This window comes from Cryobacterium sp. M91 (genome assembly GCF_002929615.1).
Taxonomy (GTDB): domain Bacteria; phylum Actinomycetota; class Actinomycetes; order Actinomycetales; family Microbacteriaceae; genus Cryobacterium; species Cryobacterium levicorallinum.
In genome coordinates, this window is record NZ_PJJT01000087.1 from 56,378 (window position 1) to 76,686 (window position 20,309).

Genomic DNA, 20,309 nt, shown 5'->3' on the forward strand with positions numbered 1-20,309 from the left:
AACCGGGCGGTTCGCTGCTTCCAATTGTAGTCGGGCTTACCCGGTCATCCAGGGTTCAATCTGATGGGAAAATGATGGGCATCCAAGCACACGGCAAGGCTGCTGTGATCACGATCCGCTACCTCTATTGCGGCGACAGTCGAGCCGACGGCTCTAGGTCTAGTTAGAATTTTATTAAGTGTTCGCACGCAGCAAATACGTATACGTAATCAGTGCGTGTAGCATCGGTATCATGAAATATCCTGCGCTCGCCGCTCTACTGAAGGCTGGTCGCCAAGCTAAGGGTTTGGATCAATCGGCCGTCGCGAAGCATCTCGACCTCGGGCAACAGGCAGTCAGTACTTGGGAGCGTGGGATGTCTCGGCCGCGACCGAATCAGCTTGCACTTCTCGCGGAGTTCCTTGGGCTTGATGCGGCAGCGTTGCGATCTGCCGGATCTTACGACGATCCATTGGCGCCGGCTGGCCAACCACGACTGCGACTGCTGCCCTTCGAGCAGCTGAGTGATGAGGCATTCGAAGCTTTCGTCCGAGATCTAATACGAGGGCTGCACCCGTCCTGGCAGGTCACCCGCAATGGTTCAACGGGTTTCAAGCAGTACGGAGTCGACGTTTTCGCGGACGATGGCAAGAGCCGCATCGGCGTGCAATGTAAGCACGAGCAGACCTTCGGGCCGAGCGACGTACGGGAAGCCGTAGCCGCTGTTCTCCCAAAAGCCAACATCAGCTCGGCCATCTTGGCACTCAGCCGCCCGACCGCAACTCCGAACGCGCGCATCGAAACGGGCAAGCATGACGGATGGGAACTTTGGGACGGAGAGGATTTGGCGTCGAGGGTGCGGGACCTTCCAATGGATCGCCAACTCCGCCTGATCAACGCTTACTTTCCGCGTCTGCGGGAGGACTTCCTCGGGGTGCGTGATCCATCGCCCTGGCAAGAAGTAGCCGACTTCGACATTTCGCTCGCAGGTCGACTCGCCTACGACCGCGACTTCGAGCTGACGGGGCGGGATGAGGAGTTCGCACGGCTCGAGCAACTCGTGAGCGAGCACCAGCCGCTCGTCCTCGTGGTCGGCCGGGGCGGAATAGGTAAGAGTCGATTGCTCGTTGAGATGGCGAGAGCCGAGACAGCACGGGAAGTAAGATTCGCAGCAAAGGGGGGCATCGCTCCTGACTCGTATGAACTCTTGCCGACGGGTGCACCCATCGTGGTGATCGATGATGCCATGGATCCCGACGCACATTTCAACGCAGTGGTAGCCGGCGTTCGGCAGGCACGCCCAGACGCCACAGTGGTTCTCTCTATTCGCCCCAACGCGGCCGAAGCTATGCAGGCTAGCCTCGGACTCGCCCAGGCAGACGCGGAGAAGATCACCGTGGAAGTAGGTGACCTCGCGTCTGAGGCCGCCGAGGATCTCGCACGGACAGCACTCGACGACGATTCCGACGAATCCATCACAGAAGTGCTCGCGGCCATCGGCTACGACTGCCCACTGCTCATCGTTCTCGGCGCCCATCTTGTTCGCGCCGGCAACCTGTCAACTCATGAGCTCACTTCCAATGCAGAACTGAAAAGCCATATCCTCACGCACTTCGCCGACGTCATTGTCGCCGGCCCAGGGGATGCCGTCCGCAATGCATCACTCGTCGCGATCGCGACCGTGCAGCCGGCGCGCCTCGAGGAGCCTGACTTCCTCGAGGCTCTTACCGGGCTCAGCGGCCTGGCACCCCATGAACTGATGCAGACGATCGACGTTCTAGAGGACCTTGGAGTAGTCCTGCGACGCGGACAGTCCGTGCGCGTAGTGCCTGATCTGCTCGGTGAAGCTTTGCTCGAGCGCGCCCTCGTAAGCAGGTCTGGCGCCGACAACAAGTTCGCCGACCACGTCGCCCAGACGGTCCACGGCAACGCCCTCGCAAACGCAATTCGCAGCGTTAGCATGATCGATTTCCATCGACGCACTATTTCTGATTCCCATCTCGCCGAGGTGCTTTGGACCTCGCTGATCGACTCTGCACTCCTCCTTCCGAACTCAGAACGAGTAACGATGGCAAACGGTGTTGAAGCAGTCGCGGCCGTGCATCCAGGTCCGGCACTCGATCTGGCAGAACAGATCATCAACAATCCCGCTGCCGACGAACGTGATCCCTTGAGTGGCCTTTGGGGAGGCGAGAGGTTTCGAACTGCGCACGACACCGAGCGCTCACTTTCCCAGCTCATTCGGAATGCCTGCTACAGCCTCGACCAGATGTCCCGCGGCATGCGATTGCTCCTCAGCATTGGTCTAACCGACGCCCGCCCAGAGAACCAGAATCCATCGCACTCCCTCCGGCTGCTTCGCGAGATGGGGGAATACAGCCCCGACAAACCCCTTGCCTACAACCGTGCGTTTGTTGCGGCCCTCGGCTCGTGGCTTGCTGACGAATCGCTTGCAGCGGCCAGAGGGACGATCATCTCTCTGCTGAAGCCCGCCTTGGCACGTGAAATCACCGTGACACGGTCGAAGCAAATGACTCTTCAGATCACGCGAATGAACGTAAACCTGGATAATACCGCCGACGTTCGCAGTATGGCCATCGAGTTGGCCATCAGGCACATCGAGGACGCCGACCTCAGAGCAGCTATCAGCGCTGTCGGCGTGCTCGAGGAAGCCTTGCGCGCACAGGATCGCGACGACCCGGTGACCGAAGAGTTTGAGCGAGTCTCTCGTGCGCTTCGGGCCGCGTTCTCGAATATTGAAGTATCGCCGACAGTAAGGCTCTCCGCATTTCGCGCACTTAATTGGTATGCCACCTATGGGCGAGGGGATCGACGCGCGTTTGTGCGCGAACTTCGACGTGATGTTGCGATAGACAATGACTATCTTGCGACCAAACTCATCCGAGGTGGCGGATGGGGGCTCGACAATGACGAGGACAACGACTCCTATGAGAAGAACGCCGCAGAGGTCGCGGTGAGCCGCTACGAGCGCTCCCAAGCTATCGCCAAACAAACTATCCAACGCGTGATATCAGCGTGGTCTAAGGGCGGCACGGACCAAGAACTAGTCGATCACCTGTTGGCTCTGATGCGCAGAGAGAGCCACACCACGGGGCGTGTCGAGGCAGCCGACCGCCTCCTCATTGGGCTTTTCGACGCTCGCCCGGGTCTAGCAAGATTTGCGCTTTCGTCGATCTGTCTCGGAGACGAACCCGAAATGATGGTCCAACGGGTCGCGCTGATTACGCTCGTCGCTCACGAAGACCCGGCCGCAGTGGATACAGCGGCAACCCTCATCGCCCTAGGCCCGGACGGCGCCGCAGTAGTGGCTTCTGCGACGATTGCGATTAACGGCACGCTCACTCCTACCGCGCGCTCCGTCATACGCGAGCTCTGTCAACTCGACAATGCACGCGTTAGTGAGCGGCTGCTCACTGCCGCGCGATGGTGGGACCAGACAGAACGCGGGCTCGCACTCGAAGTCATCGAGCAATCGCAAGTCGAATCCAGCCCGGAAGTGGCTGAGGATGTCGCTGAACTGCTCGCAGATGGACGGATCGTAGATTGGACAGCTCTGCAATCCGCCGACCGGCAAGAACTTCTCCGCCGATTCGCTGTTACGCCGAGACTCGCTTCATACGCCTTCGGACGACTGCTCAACGAGCAGATCACAATCGACGCGTTCTCGGTGCTCCGCTTTCTACAATCGCGCATCACGCGGTCCGAGACCGAAGGACGTGACTACGAAGCGATTCCTTTCGATTGGGACGACCGTCTCAACTTCCGTGCTAGCTCAGATTTCGGCGCGGTGTTAAGTGATCTCGCGGAGTGGCTCACGCAACCCGGTTCATGGCAGCGCGTAATGCACGGAACTGCTCTTTTCAAGCAGATTGTGGGCAGGTTCGATGAAGAAGTGCTAACGCTAATCCTGAGCCTGATGAGAAGTGGAACCGACAGAGAAGTTGATCTCGCCGCCAGCCTCCTTGGACAAGCCGAACGCACACTCGTGCTTAGCGAGCCACAGTTCGTAGAGCAGGCATTGACGATCGCCCAAGCGCTCAACTTGGAACTCGCCGAACGGATCATTCAAGCGCTCCACAGGGCGGCCGCGTACGGGTGGGGATCCCGCAAAGTCGGAGTAGACAACCCCGAAGAGCTAGCGCTGATTAGAGGGGCAGAAGCACTCGCGGACAAACTTCCCGCCGGGACCCCGTTGCACGAGTTCTACGTGACAGTGGCAGAATATGCTCGCTCGCGAATGAATTCCGAGCGCGCACGCGACGCACAGCTTTACGAGCGTCGGCGCTGGTGAATACAACCGGTTGCAAGTCCGTCCACGATGGCGATGCTTGACGTGCGCTGTCGGCATACGACTTTAGAGAGTCATAGAAGATGGCTGTCAATTCGGATCAGCCGAACCCGCATTCTCGGCGAACGCAGCTAGGGCGTGTCCCGTAACTGGTCTACCACATTGTGATGGCCCGAAACCCTATGATGGCATCGCTCATCGAGACCCCCGTTCTACTCGGAGGAATTTCCTTCCGTCGATTACTAGCGCGGATCTGTCGTAGGCATTGGAGGTCGCGACCGTCTCCACCGAGCGTCGGATCATCAAGATCCTCCTCGTGCCAGCACGAAATCACGGATCCGTTGAGCAGCCTCATCCGCGTCCGGGCAACCCGTCCGCCTGACATCCCACGCCGCGATGACCGGATCGACGGTCGGCGTGGTGGTTTGTTGTGAACACGAGGCTGCTGTTGCCCAAATCGTTTGGTCGGCCGGCACGGTAAACGTGAGCGTGGCACGCGCAGCAGTGGTTTGCGCGAAGCCAAGCTTGCTCAGGGCGGTGCTGGTCATATTGCCCTGAACCGAAAGCTGGTGGGCGTGACCGTTGGTGTAATCGACCGATAGAAGCAGAAAAGGCCAGCCCTGCAAAGTGCGGAACTGGCCTTTGACCTGATATTTCATCCGTAGGGCTAGTTCCCGAAAACCCGCGGATTCCCTTGTGTTTACAGGGAACCGGGCGGTTCGCTGCTTCCAATTGTACGTCATCATTTTGGGTCATTTAGTGATGAATGTGATGGGTAAATGATGACCTTGTGAACCGCTTTTGGCGGGCGCACAGTCGTGGAATGACCGCGGCCCTGACGCGGTCCATGACGCTGACCGGCGCACCGCGCATCGCCTCGGCAGCCGAGTTGCAAACCCCGCCCACGCGCTCGTTGCCGGCCGAGCCGTTTCATGAAAGAAGCCCTGGTTCGCCGCCACTGGAGAGAACACCGAGCTCGGGCAACACGTTATCTAAACTTGTCCTAGTACGAGCGAAAGGAACCACCATGAGCATGGAAGGCGCGGCCTGGAGCTCGCTGCACAAGATCTCGCGTGCCAGGGACGGCAAGCACGGCTTCTCCCGTGAGTCCGTGAGGCGGATCATGACGTTCGCGGTGCCCTACCGGTCCAAGCTGCTGATCTTCATCACCCTCTCCACCGTGGGAGCTTTCCTCGCGGTCGCGACGCCGGTACTCGCCGGCCAGGTGGTCGACGTCATCGTCGCCCAGGGCGCGGTCAGCACGATTGTGTGGCTCGCCGTCGTCATCGCGCTCGTGGCAGTGGCCGACGCCGCCGTGTCACTCGTGACGCGCTGGTACTCGGCGAGGATCGGCGAAGGCGTGATTTTGGACCTCCGTACCTCCGTCTTCAATCACGTGCAGAAGATGCCGATCGCGTTCTTCACCCGCACACGAACGGGCGCGCTCGTGAGCCGCCTCAACAACGATGTGATCGGCGCTCAGCAGGCCTTCAGCGGCACGCTGTCCGGCGTGGTCACGAACGTCGTGGCGCTGATCCTCACCCTGATCGTCATGCTCAGCACGTCCTGGCTCGTGACGGTTCTCGCCGTGATCATGCTCCCCATCTTCCTGGTACCCGCCCGCCGCATGGGGAGCCGCCTCGCCGCGCTCCGCCGCGAGGCCGCCGATCACAATTCCGCCATGAGCACGCAGATGACCGAGCGCTTCTCAGCGCCCGGCGCCACCCTCGTCAAGCTGTTCGGCCGGCCCGACGAGGAGGCCGAGGAGTTCCGCGTCCGCGCCGCCCGTGTCCGCGACATCGGGGTGCGCGCCGCAATGCTGCAGTTCGTCTTCTACACCGCACTGATGCTCGTCTCCGCTCTCGCCCTCGCGCTCGTGTACGGGCTCGGCGGCGCCCTCGCACTAGCCGGTCAGCTCAATACCGGAGACGTGGTCACCCTGGCGCTTCTCCTCACCCGCCTCTACGCGCCGCTCACCGGCCTCGCAAACGCACGGGTGGAGATCATGAGCGCGGTGGTCAGCTTCGAGCGCGTCTTCGAGGTGCTCGACCTTGACCCGCTCATCAAGGAGAAGCCCGATGCCGTCGCCGTGCCCGAAGGCCCGGTGTCCGTCGAGTTCGACAACGTGCGCTTCGCCTACCCGTCCGCAGACAAGGTATCTCTCGCGTCTCTCGAGGAGGTTTCCACATTGGACACCCGCGGCGGCGAGGAGGTGCTGCACGGCGTGTCCTTCAGGATCGAGCCGGGTCAGACCGTTGCCCTCGTTGGTTCGTCCGGTGCCGGCAAATCCACGATCGCGCAGCTCCTCTCGCGCCTGTACGACGTCGACAGCGGCGCCGTGCGCCTCGCGGGAACGGATGTCCGCGATGTCACGTTCGCCTCCATGCGGCACACCCTGGGCATGGTGACGCAAGACGGCCACCTGTTCCACGAGACCATCCTCTCCAATCTGCGCCTCGCGAGGCCGGAAGCGTCCGACGATGAGGTGTGGGACGCCGTCCGCCGTGCGCGGCTCGAGCCTCTCATTCGGTCCCTGCCCGACCAGCTGAACACCATGGTGGGCGAGCGTGGCTACCGATTGTCCGGGGGTGAGCGCCAGCGGATGACCATCGCGAGGCTCCTGCTCGCCCAGCCGCGCGTCGTTATCCTCGACGAGGCGACGGCGGCGCTGGACTCGACGTCTGAGGCCGCCGTGCAGGCGGCGCTCAGCGAGGCGCTCAAGGGACGGACAGCGATGGTGATCGCACACCGCCTCTCCACCATCCGCAGCGCGGACCTGATCCTCGTGGTTGAGGACGGCTCGATCGTGGAGCGAGGTACGCACGAGGAACTGCTGGCTGTAGGTGGACGATACGAGGAATTGCACCGGACCCAGTTCGCCGTACAGAAGAATGTTGCGGCGGATGCGGATGCGGATGCGGATGCGGAAGCGCTAAGCGGCTCCGGCACACTGCGCGCATCGAGCTGACCCCCTGCAATGCGCGGGGCACTTGCCGGGTGGGAGCCGTGACTGTCACCGCCCGGGCGCTGGTAATCACGGCCGCGTAACCGACTCCGGCCCGGTGGCCTCACGTCAAGCGCGGGCGGAGCGCGACGTGAGTTGGCGAAGGGTGGCTTCGATGCCGGCGGCGTTCTGCCGAGGAAAGCCGAGCAGCTCGTAAACCTTTCCCTGAACGGCTGGGACGGTGCTGTAGTCAAACGTCTCAGTAACGCGCGTAGACGTGGGCGTGAGCGGCGTGAGTTCCCAGCGCCACCGGTGTCCCGCGGGGTGACGCCACTCTACAAGCCGACCGTCTTCGATGCGCGTCACCGTGCTGGTGATGCGATACGGGACGCCGAACTGCTTCATCGCTACCGAGAATTTCGCGCCCTGGGTGAGCCGCCGCGGCCCCGACACCGTACCGCCGACGGTGCCCGAGCCGTCCAGCTCACCGTGACGGTGCGGATCAGCCACCAACGCGAAGACGTCTTCGGCCGAAGCCGGCACCTCAAAAGTGCGCGCGACTTGGCGAGGCCCTTGCTCAACCTGTTCGACCGTCATACTGCTCAGCCTAGGTGGGGGCTGTCTCTTAGACAATGTTTCCGCCCTGACGCGCTGCACGTGGGCCTTTCGGGAGCGGCGTCGATGCAACGAATTGCCGCTACGCGGGGTCGACAAGGGCGCCATCATCCTCGTCGCCCCATGACTCAACAAGCGTGATTCGCCCGCGCGAATCGCGAATCGAAAGCACGAGCGCAATGATCGCGGTCGCGATTCCGATAACGCCCAGGGGGTTCGCGATACCGATAGCGATATCCAACGCAGGCTGTGTGGGTCCGCTGATGATTGTCTGCAAACCGCGAGGTGTTGAATCTGGAAGCGTGAGTCCCAACAAGAGTCCGATAACGCCTGATGCAAGGAAAAACGCGTATGTTATCGCGCGAGTTTCGAACCCTCGACGTGCCGTGCGTCGTACCGCGAGCCCCGTGATCACCAGCAAGGCGGCAAAAATCACACCCAGCGTCGCCGCGTAGATGATGGTGAGGTCGCCACCGATCCCGAAGAGGTGGCGGCCGAAAGAGATCCACGCGGCCACCGCGATACCAGCAACCACGAGCACGCCACCCATGTGCCCTGAGCGCGAGGCACTAGGCGTCGCGCGAACTCGAATTACGCTGTACGTCATCACGCGCTCTCAATCACTGTGCTCGTTACAACCGTAGCCATGGAAGTGCTTGCGCGTGCGCACATCCACAGATGGACAAGCCCGCGAACCGCGAAGTAAATGCGACGCTATCCGACAACACACCCCTACGCCACTTGGGACTGCGGCCGGTTCGATCGACTCATCTAGCCATATTGTTCGCCGGATGATGGCTCCCGCGACGGGGAAGGCGGTCAGCAGCAAGCTGGCCATGTGGCCGCCGACCCGGACATCCTCGAGGTGCTCGGTGATGCGAACCACGTCCTCCAACGCCCGGTAGGCGGCGTCGTCGGTATTGGAGGTCGCAACCGTCTCCACCGAGCGTCGCATCATCAAGATCCTCCTCGTGCAAGCACGAAATCACGGATCCGTTGAACAGCCTCATCCGCGTCCGGGCCACCCGTCCGCCTGACATCCCACGCCGCGATGACCGGATCGACGGTCGGCGTGGTGGTTCGTTGCGAACACGAGGCTGCGGTTGCCCAAATCGTTTGGTCGGCCGGAACGGTAAACGTGAGCGTGGCACGCGCCTTAGTGGTCTGCGCGAAGCCAAGCTTGCTCAGGGCGATCCCCGACGTGGCGTAGATGACAGCACGCGTGGGCACCCGCCACGGCGCCAACTGGTCAGCTGCGGAATCTCCAGAGACTAAAACCTGCACTCCAGCGGATGCGCCGGCGGCCACAACCGCATTCGACTGGTCAGTGACAGCATCCAGCCCGTACCAGTGTGTTGTGATCCCGCCCGGGCCCGCGTACTCAGCCATGAACATATCCCAGAGCGCTAAGCGATCTGTCGCCCTCCAACCAGAAGCCGATCTGACAATAAGACCGCTGAGCGCGCTGTTTGGCTTGAACATCGCAGACTGCGTCACGCCGGCTTCCTTCGCCAGCTCGACTTGGGATCGAGGCTCCCCGTCGAGGAGGTACGCACGCATGATTGCCCAGCGACCCCACGGGTTGCGTCGACGACCAGGCACGGCCTCTGACGCATGCGCCGCCACGATCGCGTCTGGCGAGTGAATCTCCTCGCGGTCCCAGACAAGGAGTCGATCCCTGAGCGATACAACGCCCAACCGCCGATCGCGCTTCGCGGCGTCGATGAGGCCGCGGCTTGCGACGGGCACGACGACCAAGACACGCTCGTGGGCATTCTCAAGCAAATGCAGGGCGTCCCATTCATAGATCGTCTTTTGCCGCAGCTTCACTTGCACGGCGACGGTTTCGCCGTCGCGGCTCACAAGAAGGCCAACGCCCCGACGCTGGTCGGAATGCACGGACATGTCGAAACCGGCCGCGATGAGCAGGTCAACTGCGTCAGATTCAGAAATCGTCGAAGCCGGCACTGTGATCCTCATATTTTTTCTAGTGAGTAATTTCACTAAAACTACTAGTGGGTATTTTCTCTAGACGGAATCCGGCAAGATGCCGCGAGCCTGAATTTTGATCCTTTCCGTGGTCCAGTCCCGCGACGATCTCAGCCTCGACGGCGCCGGCTTGCGCGCTCAGCAGCATTCTGAATGGCGCGGTTCAAGTCGACGATCAAACGCAGTGCGGGAGCCCACTTGTTGTCCAGCAGCAATGTGTCCGAGCGGACCAACCCATTCAGAGCGACGAGGACATTCGCAATCGCCCGGGGTGATCCGCAGACCTGTCGGACGCACTCGGTGATGTCGTGCCCTTCATCGAGGGTCCGAATCATCTCGACCGTCTTCACGACAGTACGGTCAACAATTCGCACGTGAAATGCCTCCGGTTTACGAGCCCGTCTGTCGTCGTACGCTGCTTTGCGGCAGCCGGGTCCACAAAAGACGCGCGGTCGTCCGGTGCCCGCGGCCGGCGGCAGCGCCGCGCCACACGGGACGCACTGGGTCGAGGTCGTTCGTCGGATGTTGAATCTCTGCAGGTCGCTCATACTCAGGAGGAGCGCCAGGCTGCACCGTTTCGTCACCGACGAAACAGCCGGGCCCTCGATCTGCAAGAGGCGTGGCAATTCAATTGGGGGCTTCCAGTGGGGCGTGCGGGATGGTGTTTGCTGCGCAAGCTGATAACGACGATCAAAGCTGCCGGCTTTATGAACTGTGGCCGGTTAACTGTGGATCAAGGTTGAGTCAGCTCAGCTCGGAGTGCGCTTTAAGGATCGGAATATGTCCGGAGGATGGGACGCCTCAACCCGGCTCATTCCGCTCTCGCCGCCAGGGTGTTTTCCTCAATGGTCGCTTTGATTATTGGCGTCCGGTTTCAGTCACAGTAAGTCGGCGATCTCTTTCCCAGGCTGCCGCGCGACTTCGGCAATTGACCCACGGGCTACACGAGGTTGGAACGAACCCCCGAGCCAGCCCGTATCCGCCAGCGGAGCGGCCGACGCGAGCGTGTCACTGCCAACCCGATCATGTCCCACGCCGACGGAGCCGGTCCGGCTAGACCACAAGCTTGAGCGCAAGGGCGACTATCTCCGCCACCTGGCCGCCGGGCGCCGCCGAACAGGTCTCCGTTGCTAGCTGATAAGTGGCCACGTGCTTGCCCGCAGCGGATCCCTCACCCGACCTGATCACTTACTCCATCTGCGTGAGCATCTCGGGCCAGTCTGCTTTGAGCGCAGATTCCAAGGTGTCGGCGACGGCGTACAGCCCGTCTGAAAGTTCTCCTAACGGATAGGCCTCTTCGACGACACCAAAGTACTTGCAGAACTTGATGTTTACGTTCGCAGCGTTGCGCTTGACGCTTTCGTCAATGGTGGCAATCTCCGCCTCTGAAAGGGCAAGTACACGGCCGTTTTTTGCCTTCTTCTTTTCGATCGAGCGCGCCTTCATTTGGCTGTCGTTATCGAAAACGGTAAGAACGGGGATGCCGACCTCGGTGAGTACAGCATGGGTTAGGAAGAGGTCCGTTTTGCCCCCTGCCGAAGCCACTGAGATTCCATTGAGATTGAAGTCCTCGGTAAATCGGCTGGCACCGTTTAGAACAACGGCATCATCTGGTCCCTCGCAGAGGACCACCGCCGATGCAAATAGTGCTTCACGTAAGTCCTTTAGAATCACGTTGGACCAGGTCGAGTTGATGTTCCAAGTCTGGGACTGCTGCCCTGCTCCAGACGCGGCTACGCGTTGGCGTTTCTGGCATTGTTTTCAGCCAGCGTTAGCCGAGGATCGCGTAATACAAGCCGGCACCGATCCTGTAGTGGATCACCGCGGTTGGCCTCGTCGCACAGTTCTGCTCTCTTATTCACAGGTCATCAAAGTCCCATGACCTCCCTCTTTTTCGCGTCGAACTCGTCCTGCGACAAAACCCCGGCGTCGACCAGGTCCTTCAGCTTTTTTAACAACTCGATCTGTTGGTCGATAGTCAGGCCCGTAGCCTGCTCGATGGGCGCAGCAGCAGTCTGCGCGAGAGGAGCGGCAGTCAAGGGGCTGATGGCCTGGGCCAAGTTCATGCCGAAGAGCATGCCGCCTCCATCTCCGAGCCCATGATCCTGAACGCCCTGGGCGACCTTCTGCTGAGCTCCGACGTTCGATGCCCGCTGAGAGATGCCCTCGAACGCAGAGAGGTTCATTTTGTTCGCCGAGTACTGCTTGACCAGCTCACGCGACTCGGGCGAGAGTGCGATGCTTTCGATACCAATCTGAACCACGTCGAGCCCGTACCTAGTGATCCATGAGCCGAGAGCAGAACTGTCGTCAGCGATCAGCTCGGCGACGGCCCCTGTCTGGGAAGGTAACTCGGAAACACGATGGGTCGCTGAAAGCGAGTTGACGGCCACAGTGAACGCCTGCATGAACTCAGAGGAGATCTGCTGCCGAGCTTCCGCACGGTCGAACGCGTAGGAGCGCGTGTTCGCAGGCAGGAAGTTCCGGACAAATGCAACGGCATCGACCACCCTAAGTGAGAAAGTCCCGAACGCCAGGAGCTCCAAGTCGGTTCCATAGAACCGGTCGTGGTAGACCATCGGCCCGCGCGTGCCGAACTTGATCCCGCGAATCTCGCGCAGGTTTACGAAAGCGAGGTACTTCTGGTCCGAGGTCTGCCCCCCGTAGCGAAAGCGGTCAACCGCCTGATTCACTATCGATGCTGTGAAACCGTCACCGCTGAAAACGCTCGGCTGCCCCGCACGGTACTCGTATCCACCTGGTTGAGTGACGACGTCCTCGATGCCGGCTTGGCTGAAGATGACTGCGGCCGTGTTCTCGGGGACGAAGATCTTCGAGCCGTTTGAGATGACGTCGGCTGAACCCCGGAAGTTCGTCCCGCGCCCGTTGTTCGTCTGCTGATAGACCCCCGGCGCGACCACGGAGTACTCGCTGAAGTGGCCAGCGGTAATTATGTCCCTCCACTGGTCCGCAAGGGCCCCGCCAAGCGCGCCGGTGAAGGCCTGAATGATTCCCACTGGTGACTCCCTCTAGTCGACGTTCACAGCTGCTGAGCCGAGCTACAGTACTCGCACGTCACAGTCTGACCCTGGTAGCCCGTCATCGGCGCGCCGCAGGCACGGCACTTGCCCGCACCCTTCATAGGAGCGCCCGACTTGGATCCCAACTTCGACCTGAACACGCTAAGCGTGTCCTTCAACACACCCGCAACTAGCTCGGCACCCGGTAGCGCCATGACCGAAGCCTGCTGCGCGGGGGCGTCCTGGCCCGTGACAACCTGGTTGATCTTGGCGATCCATTCGTTGAGCTTCTTCTTGCCACCGGACTGGAAGCTGAACTTCTCCTGTCCGTTCAGGAAGTAGACCTCAAGCAAGTCCGAGTGGTTGGGCGCCTTGCCGATCGTCGCCTGTGCCTGCTGGTTGTAGACCTTGACCTGGTTGAGCGGAAAGGTATGGACGCCCTTGGAGTTGCCGAAAACGCCCTTCTTGAGCAGCACGAGGTTGAGGTTGGTGAGGATCAACTCATCCGTGTATGACGCCAAAAAGCCGCCATGCATGACGCTCTCGTCCTTGAGTAGCACCACTTCATTCGGATGCAAGTTGTATCGTGCTGCCACCCAGTCCCTGCTTCCCTTTGCGCTGCCGATATCCCCCCGGCGCTGCCGATTCCCCAATCTTAGGGGTACTCAGGGGCGAATCCGCATCCGCGCAAACACCCACAGGTGCAGCGCGGATGATCTCGCCGGGAAGCGACATCCGGGAGCCACGGTGCGCGATGGCTTCGCGGGTTTGATTAGCCGTTCCAACCCTTCAGGAGCGTGGGCGATGTCTCCTCGGAACGAGGGCGACCAGTCCTCCGCCCGGCCGAGAACCCCGACGACCTTCACTGCCTCGATTGCCAGGTAGCTCAGCGCAGGCGCAGCACGTTAGCTAGACGGAGGCTCGCGCTCGCCGGAGAAGGCGCACCGTCATCGGAGTCGGAGTCGGAGTCGGAATCGGAGTCGGAATCGCCGCTGAAAACTCGTGCGCATGAAACACCGCGTCAGCTAGCTGAGCAAGCTCGCCGAAAAGCCCCGTGGCTGGACGCCGCTCAGCCAGCGGGGCGGTCCGATAAGAGCGGTTATGTTCGCAGGTCCGAAACTCGTCATTATCTGACCGGCAGCTCGGGGCACTGCCTGCCGAGCCACGTAAAGCACCGCACGCCGTCCCTCCGAGACCTGCAGCGAGCTCACACCTCGATAACGCTCGCTATCTGCTGCGCAACCGGAGTCCACAGGTCAACCTCGACTTCAGGAGATTCGATACTGACGATGAGGGAGTAGTCGACTCCCTGGCTGCTCTGGTCGAACTGCTGTCGGTTCTTCCACCAGCCGGCTACCGGGTAGACCGCGATGGCTCCCTTGCTCGCGAGGTCCGCGGCAGTGCCTGTCCAGATGTCAGTGTGGAGAGAACCGGGTGACTTCTGCTGGTCGCTTCCGAAAAGCCATCCTTGTTCCGTGCTCAGACTCAGCGGCCTTTCGTCCCCGACACGTGCTCGGGTATTGATCCTCTGTCGGAAAGCATCGGTACTGTCTTCGGGCCGTCGGGTGACGAACCGGAGACCATGGGATGGATAGATGTATCTACCCGTCCAACCCCGGCTGGACGGGTTCGGTTCAATGAAGTAAGACAGAGTTACCCGCATTGAGACAGTAGTCTCACCGAGGTCGTTGAGTTGATCAATCGGCCAAGGCAGCTGGTGCAGGTTCATCTCTCGCACCTTCCCGTCGTTGGAATTGCCTTCGCGCTCGTAAGGATGGATAGACGATTCCGCGATGAGGGTCAGCGCATCGGCGGCACTGTAAATCGCTCGCTCTAGGCTTGGCACACCCATGCCGTACCGTCGAAGCAGGTTTGCCAAGTGAAACTTATTTGCCCTGGGGTCAAATCGTGCCTGCATGGCGTCGGTCCATGTAGCCGAGTGCACCAGCAACGCGCGGACGCTTTCAGGTTTCAGGGTCGGATATGCGGCATAGATGTCGGCAGCAATCGCTGCCACTTGTGCGGTTGCCGCTGAAGTGTCGCGCGTCGTCGTGAAGTAACCCTCTCCGATGCCTTGAAATCGGGTGGTAAGAACCGCTAGATTCGGTGGAGTATCGACGCCGGTACCATCCGGAGTTCTTGCCAAATTGCCGCCACTAACGACAACCTCGGGCTTGAAGGGCCATCGTTTTCGGTCAAAGGACACCGATGTTCGGCTGGCCGGGGAGAGCTCGCCGCGTGCCGAGATTGGGACGTAATTAGCGAAGTCTGCGATCGAACCAGACATGTCGTCGAGTTCGGAATAGGCGCCCACGCTGAGCGCATTCCACGACTGTGCCGGATCCTCAACGGCTTCGGCGTCGCTACGATCGAGGTGATCGTCCTCGGCTCGTACGTCACGGATATTGCCGGCCGAAACGATGAATAAGCGTGGGACGCGCGGCTCGTCGCGGTCGAGGTAGGTGAACTTCGGTGCGGAATCGTCGATCGCACGGCCGTAGGACAAAGCGTCCACCGTCGCAGACCATGACGTCGGCCGTCCGGATTGGTGTGAAGTACGGAAATTCTGTGCCTCGGCGTCAGAGTCCGCGCCGACGATTTTCCCTGCGGTGGCGGTGACAGCAAGCATGAAGACTCGCTTACGGCCTGCCGAGGCGATTTCCGGTCGGTCAACAGCTCGGGCCGTAACTGCTCCGTACAGGTCCGGTTCATTGTCCCCGCGATCTGGCAGCAGCTTCACTGATTCAAGCCTGTGCTGGAGCCGGATGGCATGTGAATCGAGGATGGCCAGTTGCAGATTTCCGAATAGTGCGAGGCCGGCCATTTCGGTGCCGTGTGGCCAAATCACTGGTTCATGGCGCCAACTGGAATCTGCCGCGTGCAAGTCATCATCGGCCAGCGATTCCGACAGGAGCGGATGGCTGGCCTGGACGCCACGATCCAGAATACAGACGACCGGCGCATTGTCCGGGGCGAACTCAACCCGCTGTCTGAGGTCGTCGACCCACTCACGTTGCTCGATCGCGTAGAGCTCGGGCAAAAAGCTCGAGATCTCGTGCGGTTTGCGCAGCTCCGCCAAATCATCAACGGTACCCAAGAGCAGCGCAAGCTGATCGGCCGTCGCCTGAACGATTACGACTGTTCGGTCGCCAAATCCGAGGTAGTGCTCGCTTGTCTTGAGTTGGTGTTTCTTGGCAAAGGCCGTCAGACGGTGTCGTTCTTGCCCGTCGCGTTTACGGAGCCAAACCTCCCACCAGTGAGCAGTCGTCAAGTCCCTGGGGAACTGGTCATCGGGATCAGTCCAAAGCTCACGAAGGGTTGCTTGCCGTACCGATTGAATACCGTCAATGAGCGCAGCATTCTTTTTCTCGCCCCGGGTAGCTGCCTCAACATACGCAGAGAGCTTGTCGAGGAAGTACTGCTTCTTTCCGTCCGGAATGAAGACCGTGGCTTCTTGGACAATCCCGTCGGACCGTTGGACTTCTTTTACGGCGACGAGCTCGGGCTGGTCACCGTTACGCCGAACCTCGAGACTCTCGATCGCAAGTTCGAGGTCCGGGAACGACACGAACGTTATGTACGTGCCGTCGGTCTCGCGTTCAGCGACAGGTGCAGGCCACGCCTCGTGGAAGTTACGGATCAGACGTTGCCCGTGTCCGCCACGGTCTCCAGCGAACTCAGACTGTTCCCCTCCTCCACCGGAGCTCGGAAGAGTAAACGGCTCCTGCTGAGGCTTCGTCGGCACGACGATATGAGGACGATCCCGTTCAGCCATGAAGGTCAGTTGGCTTTATCGCGGTGGCTGCCCGAACGGGGACGTTCCGTGAGCGCCTCGACAAGCTCGTCGGTGCGGATGCGACTGCGGCCGTCGAGGACGGCGCGCTTGGCCGCGTTCTCCGAAGCGGTTGCGATCTCCGCGTGGCTTAGGCCGCGGGCCGCTGGAATTACCCGAGGCCAGCTCAGTGAATTGATTTGGAACGAAGCGAGCCGATTCTTGACGACAGCTTCGACGCTCTTTTCATCAGGGAGGGCAAAGTCCATAACGGTATCGAATCGGCGAAAGAGCGCATTATCGAGTAGCTGCGGATGATTTGTCGCCGCAATGAGGATGCTCTCTGATGTGTCTTCTTCAAGAAATTGGAGGAACGAATTGAGGACGCGTCTGATTTCTCCGACGTCGTTCTGCGCCGCCCTCTCGCCGGCGAGCGCGTCCACTTCGTCAAAAAGGTAAACTCCGCGCGTTACGGCCAAAGCATCGAACACAAGCCGAAGTTTGGCGGCCGTTTCCCCCATGAACTTGGTGAGGATCGTGTCTAGTCGGATCGCGAACATTGGCAGCCCCAATTCTCCGGCGACTACTCTCGCCGTAGAAGTCTTGCCCGTACCAGGGGGACCAGTAAGGAGAAGACGACGCGCAGGCAAAAGCCCATGCTTAGACAAGATGTCCCGTTGTCGTTGTTCAAGCAGAACATGTCGCAGTCTCGCAGCAAGTGCGTCGGGAAGGACGAGATCACCCAGACGTGCGTCCGGGTAGCTAACGCTGAGAAGCGTTCCAAGTTCGCCCTTGGGCTGGACAACGGGAACGATCGAGGCAACGCGAGCGCGGACGTCGGAGCGCTCTCGAAGATCGTCGACGAGGTCGCGCAGTTCTTGGGCGAACCTAGACTGACCAGCCCGTGCTGCCTTGGCGGCAACTTGCATGGCAACCGCGTAGAACTGGGGATCATCGCCGTCAGCGTGACTCTTGACGAGCGCCTTGAGCTGATCATTGGTCGCCATCGCGACCTCCTTTCAGTGCGCTGTCATTTGTCCTAATTCTTCGGACGAGCCTAAGCCTATCGGCGCTCCGCCGGCGTACTGGATGACTCGCGGCCCAGGTCTGAGCGAAACCGAGTGCCACCGCTCCAGCCGTTCATTAACTTTGCCATTGGATGCACTCGCTGAAGCCAGTGGGATCAGGATTAAGGAACCTCCGCCCGCGTCCGCAGGCAGCGGCAACCTCGCGCTCGGCTTGCAAGCTCTCGAGCGGCCTGACTTCCCCCTGTCGATAACACCTCATATGACTTCCCCGCGAGTGTGTGACCAGCCTGGCACGCGTCTCGCGGTAACCGCTTGCCTCGGCGCCAAGTTTGAGGTCCGCGATTCCGGCAGCCCCATACCCGAGTCGACCTGCCGGCCGCCACCGGCTGAACCTGATCGAGGGCCGCGGGGAGAATCGCTGAAAAACGATTGCGCATGCTCAATCGTCGGTGTATACCTGAAAGCAATTCCACATCATGCCCACTCGGTGCAGAGTTGACCTCGATCAAGGGATGCAGAAAAACTCCAGATCAGACGGTGGGGCCACCGTGGCACCACCGCATTCCAGTCGGCAACTCTTACCAAGGCCCGGTCAAGAAGTGCGGCGGCGGTCGGGCAGATTGTGGCATAACTTGCAGAAAAACCCCAGATCAGGCGGTGCTGCCACCGTGGCAGCACCGTGTTCACTTTTCGTCTTTCGCAAACGCGCGGTCGAGCAGCGCGGCGGTGGCGGGGTTCACCAGCTCGTTGCGTTGGATGTAATGCATCACGGTGATCCTCGTGTCCGTGTGGCCAAGCAGCTCCGCGGCGAGTTCAATGCTGGCGTTGGTGTTGACCGCGGTGGCGACCGTGCGGCGGAACATGTGCGGTGTCACTCCGTTGATGCCCGCTCCCTCGAGCACCTGTCGCAACTGACGACGCACGTTCGCGGTCGTCAACGGAGTGCCGTCGCGGGACTGAAACAGCAGCCCATCCAGGCCCAGACTCCCGAATTTGGCAAGCCGCCGGCGCACGGCGTCAGCGGTGAATGTGGGCAGTGCCACAACACGCGTGGACTTCGCGGTTTTGGGATGATCTTGCCGGAAGGTCAGTTCGCCGTTGCGACTGACGATGGTACCGGCCAGGCGAATGGAGGGCACGGCACTGGTGATGTCAATGTCCCGGCGTCGGATGGCGAGAACCTCACCGATCCGGGCCGAGGTGCCGAGCATCACCTCGATGATCGCGCCGAGCTGGCCATCGGGTTTGGGGCCAGAGATATGGTTGACGGCGCTCTCCCATTGCGCGATCGCGGCACGGATGACGTTCACCTCTGGGGCGGTGAGGGCATTGGGCACGTGCGGCTCGCGGTGGAGGCGGGCGACGTGGTCCATCGGGTTGCGGGGGAGAACCTCGTGCCGCACGGCCAGCCCCAATGCCAGCCGCAACACGACCCGAGCCTGTTTGGCTCGGCTGTAAGAGAGCTTCGCGAGTTGCTTGATGAATTTGTCGCACCGGGCCACGCCGATCTCCCGCAGCGCCAAGTTGTCGAAGCTCGGTGAGACCAGGGTGCGCATGTTGCGCTCGTACAGGTTGCGGGTGGTCCGGGAGATGCGATCCTCGAGGTCGATGTCTTCCAGCCAGTACGTCACCAGGTCTTTGAACAGGCTGTCGGGCGTCAACGCCGTGTCGGCGGGTTGGAACAGGTCCCGGTCGGCGAGCTTGGCCTTCAGCGCCCGTTCGGCGGCGTTGGCCGTGGCACCGGAGGCTTGCACCAGGCGCGCGTGGCCATCCCAGTCCCGGTAGCGGGTTCGCGCCGCGTACCGGCCGGTCGGTGTCTGGCGGGTGTTGATGTCACCGAAGGTGCCGATCGCGAGCCTCTGCCGGGCCATCTCAGCTCACCGCCGATCGGTGCGCCTGGGCTCGCTGGAGGAGGGCTCGCGCTGCTGGGCGATCCAGGCTCGCACGTCGGAGATGGCAAACTTCAGGTGCTTGCCGAAGCGGTAGGCCGTGGGGCCTTTCCCGTGCACCCGCCAGTCGTAGACCGTGGAGATGGGGATGCCCAGGTAGGCCGCCAGCTCGGCAACGTCCATCAGGGGTTCGAGCCCCCAGCCGTCGGTGGGAAGGGAGGTTGGCTTGTCGTCGTGGATACTCATGCCCAGAAGGTGTGCACGACAATCCCGAACAATCGGGAGGTACCGAAACCGACGTCGGCGACTCGCAGGAGAAGGCAGAATCACCGGCTCTGGAACGCTGAAAGTGATGACGTAGTGATGACTTAATCAAATCTTTAACCTAAAAAGTCCCGGAAACCCTTGAGTTTCCGGGACTTTTGGTCGGGCTGACAGGATTCGAACCTGCGACCCCTTGACCCCCAGTCAAGTGCGCTACCAAGCTGCGCCACAGCCCGCTGCTTTCACAATGCGATTTCAACGAGCAAAACCTGCGGAAGACAACTGTAAGAGCTTACCGCTTTCTAAGTGGGCCCATGAACACGTCGCCGCCACACCAGCTAATGCCGTCGCCACGTTGCCGGTCGGCGTGGCATCTGGACATGACCCAAGCTCACTGTCGACGGCGGTCGTCAACGCTGCAAGCTGGCCTGATTGCCGGCGATGCAACCCTTTTAGCCGTCATTGCGGTCTGGATCGTTATCCCGCGCTCGGCCCACCCC

General features: G+C 61.0%; 15 protein-coding genes and 1 tRNA gene. 2 read left to right on the forward strand and 14 right to left on the reverse strand.

The features are described from left to right. The first annotated feature begins 232 nt into the window (after positions 1–232). Entirely contained in the window at positions 233–4,291 is a 4,059-nt protein-coding gene (locus tag CXY80_RS12550) for a helix-turn-helix domain-containing protein (RefSeq protein ID WP_146070731.1), read from the forward strand. 299 nt (positions 4,292–4,590) lie between these two features. On the opposite strand, the gene CXY80_RS12555 is transcribed toward CXY80_RS12550, so the two are convergent. Beyond that, on the reverse strand, positions 4,591–4,947 hold the full coding sequence (locus CXY80_RS12555; RefSeq protein WP_104132713.1) for a hypothetical protein: 357 nt from the start codon (positions 4,945–4,947) through the stop codon (positions 4,591–4,593). Positions 4,948–5,315: 368 nt separating this feature from the next. Here CXY80_RS12555 and CXY80_RS12565 point away from each other — a divergent pair, with 368 nt between their 5' ends. After that, entirely contained in the window at positions 5,316–7,256 is a 1,941-nt protein-coding gene (locus CXY80_RS12565; protein ID WP_104132714.1) for an ABC transporter ATP-binding protein, read from the forward strand. A gap of 105 nt (positions 7,257–7,361) precedes the next feature. Here CXY80_RS12565 and CXY80_RS12570 read toward each other — a convergent pair whose 3' ends face one another. The 13 genes from CXY80_RS12570 to CXY80_RS12630 form a co-directional block, all read right to left on the reverse strand. Beyond that, on the reverse strand, positions 7,362–7,829 hold the full coding sequence (locus tag CXY80_RS12570) for an SRPBCC family protein (RefSeq protein ID WP_104132715.1): 468 nt from the start codon (positions 7,827–7,829) through the stop codon (positions 7,362–7,364). A 100-nt stretch (positions 7,830–7,929) separates the two neighbouring features. After that, entirely contained in the window at positions 7,930–8,397 is a 468-nt protein-coding gene (locus CXY80_RS12575; RefSeq protein ID WP_233195353.1) for a hypothetical protein, read from the reverse strand. A 407-nt stretch (positions 8,398–8,804) separates the two neighbouring features. Further along, positions 8,805–9,710 (reverse strand): hypothetical protein, encoded by a 906-nt coding sequence (locus tag CXY80_RS12585; RefSeq protein ID WP_146070732.1) that lies wholly within the window; start codon positions 9,708–9,710, stop codon positions 8,805–8,807. Positions 9,711–9,946: 236 nt separating this feature from the next. After that, entirely contained in the window at positions 9,947–10,186 is a 240-nt protein-coding gene (locus CXY80_RS12590; RefSeq protein ID WP_104132719.1) for a hypothetical protein, read from the reverse strand. Between the two features lie 703 nt (positions 10,187–10,889). Next, complete coding sequence (locus tag CXY80_RS20470) at positions 10,890–11,024, reverse strand: hypothetical protein (RefSeq protein WP_255411853.1); 135 nt, start codon at positions 11,022–11,024, stop codon at positions 10,890–10,892. Then, positions 11,025–11,510 carry a TOPRIM nucleotidyl transferase/hydrolase domain-containing protein gene (locus CXY80_RS12595; RefSeq protein WP_146070733.1) on the reverse strand — a complete coding sequence of 162 codons (486 nt, stop codon included), beginning with the start codon at positions 11,508–11,510 and terminating at the stop codon, positions 11,025–11,027. Between the two features lie 194 nt (positions 11,511–11,704). Then, complete coding sequence (locus CXY80_RS12600; protein ID WP_104132721.1) at positions 11,705–12,853, reverse strand: SPFH domain-containing protein; 1,149 nt, start codon at positions 12,851–12,853, stop codon at positions 11,705–11,707. A gap of 23 nt (positions 12,854–12,876) precedes the next feature. Further along, the gene (locus tag CXY80_RS12605) at positions 12,877–13,452 is read right to left on the reverse strand and encodes a hypothetical protein (RefSeq protein ID WP_146070734.1); all 576 of its coding nucleotides are present in this window, start codon (positions 13,450–13,452) and stop codon (positions 12,877–12,879) included. Between the two features lie 611 nt (positions 13,453–14,063). After that, positions 14,064–16,631 carry a S8 family peptidase gene (locus CXY80_RS12610; RefSeq protein ID WP_104132723.1) on the reverse strand — a complete coding sequence of 856 codons (2,568 nt, stop codon included), beginning with the start codon at positions 16,629–16,631 and terminating at the stop codon, positions 14,064–14,066. 5 nt (positions 16,632–16,636) lie between these two features. Next, positions 16,637–17,635, reverse strand: coding sequence for an AAA family ATPase (locus CXY80_RS12615; RefSeq protein WP_104132724.1), 999 nt, complete (start codon positions 17,633–17,635; stop codon positions 16,637–16,639). Between the two features lie 704 nt (positions 17,636–18,339). Then, positions 18,340–19,527: a tyrosine-type recombinase/integrase gene (locus tag CXY80_RS12620; protein WP_104132725.1), complete on the reverse strand. Its 1,188-nt coding sequence runs from the start codon at positions 19,525–19,527 to the stop codon at positions 18,340–18,342. 6 nt (positions 19,528–19,533) lie between these two features. Further along, on the reverse strand, positions 19,534–19,791 hold the full coding sequence (locus tag CXY80_RS12625) for a helix-turn-helix domain-containing protein (protein ID WP_233195354.1): 258 nt from the start codon (positions 19,789–19,791) through the stop codon (positions 19,534–19,536). Between the two features lie 177 nt (positions 19,792–19,968). Next, a tRNA-Pro gene (locus CXY80_RS12630) sits at positions 19,969–20,045 on the reverse strand. Positions 20,046–20,309 lie beyond the last annotated feature (264 nt).

Coding starts and splice junctions, on each gene's coding strand:
- CXY80_RS12550 (WP_146070731.1), top strand. CDS start 233: ATGAAATATCCTGCGCTCGCCGCTCTACTGAAGGCTGGTCGCCAAGCT.
- CXY80_RS12555 (WP_104132713.1), bottom strand. CDS start 4,947: ATGAAATATCAGGTCAAAGGCCAGTTCCGCACTTTGCAGGGCTGGCCT.
- CXY80_RS12565 (WP_104132714.1), top strand. CDS start 5,316: ATGAGCATGGAAGGCGCGGCCTGGAGCTCGCTGCACAAGATCTCGCGT.
- CXY80_RS12570 (WP_104132715.1), bottom strand. CDS start 7,829: ATGACGGTCGAACAGGTTGAGCAAGGGCCTCGCCAAGTCGCGCGCACT.
- CXY80_RS12575 (WP_233195353.1), bottom strand. CDS start 8,397: ATGGGTGGCGTGCTCGTGGTTGCTGGTATCGCGGTGGCCGCGTGGATC.
- CXY80_RS12610 (WP_104132723.1), bottom strand. CDS start 16,631: ATGGCTGAACGGGATCGTCCTCATATCGTCGTGCCGACGAAGCCTCAG.
- CXY80_RS12615 (WP_104132724.1), bottom strand. CDS start 17,635: ATGGCGACCAATGATCAGCTCAAGGCGCTCGTCAAGAGTCACGCTGAC.
- CXY80_RS12620 (WP_104132725.1), bottom strand. CDS start 19,527: ATGGCCCGGCAGAGGCTCGCGATCGGCACCTTCGGTGACATCAACACC.
- CXY80_RS12625 (WP_233195354.1), bottom strand. CDS start 19,791: ATGAGTATCCACGACGACAAGCCAACCTCCCTTCCCACCGACGGCTGG.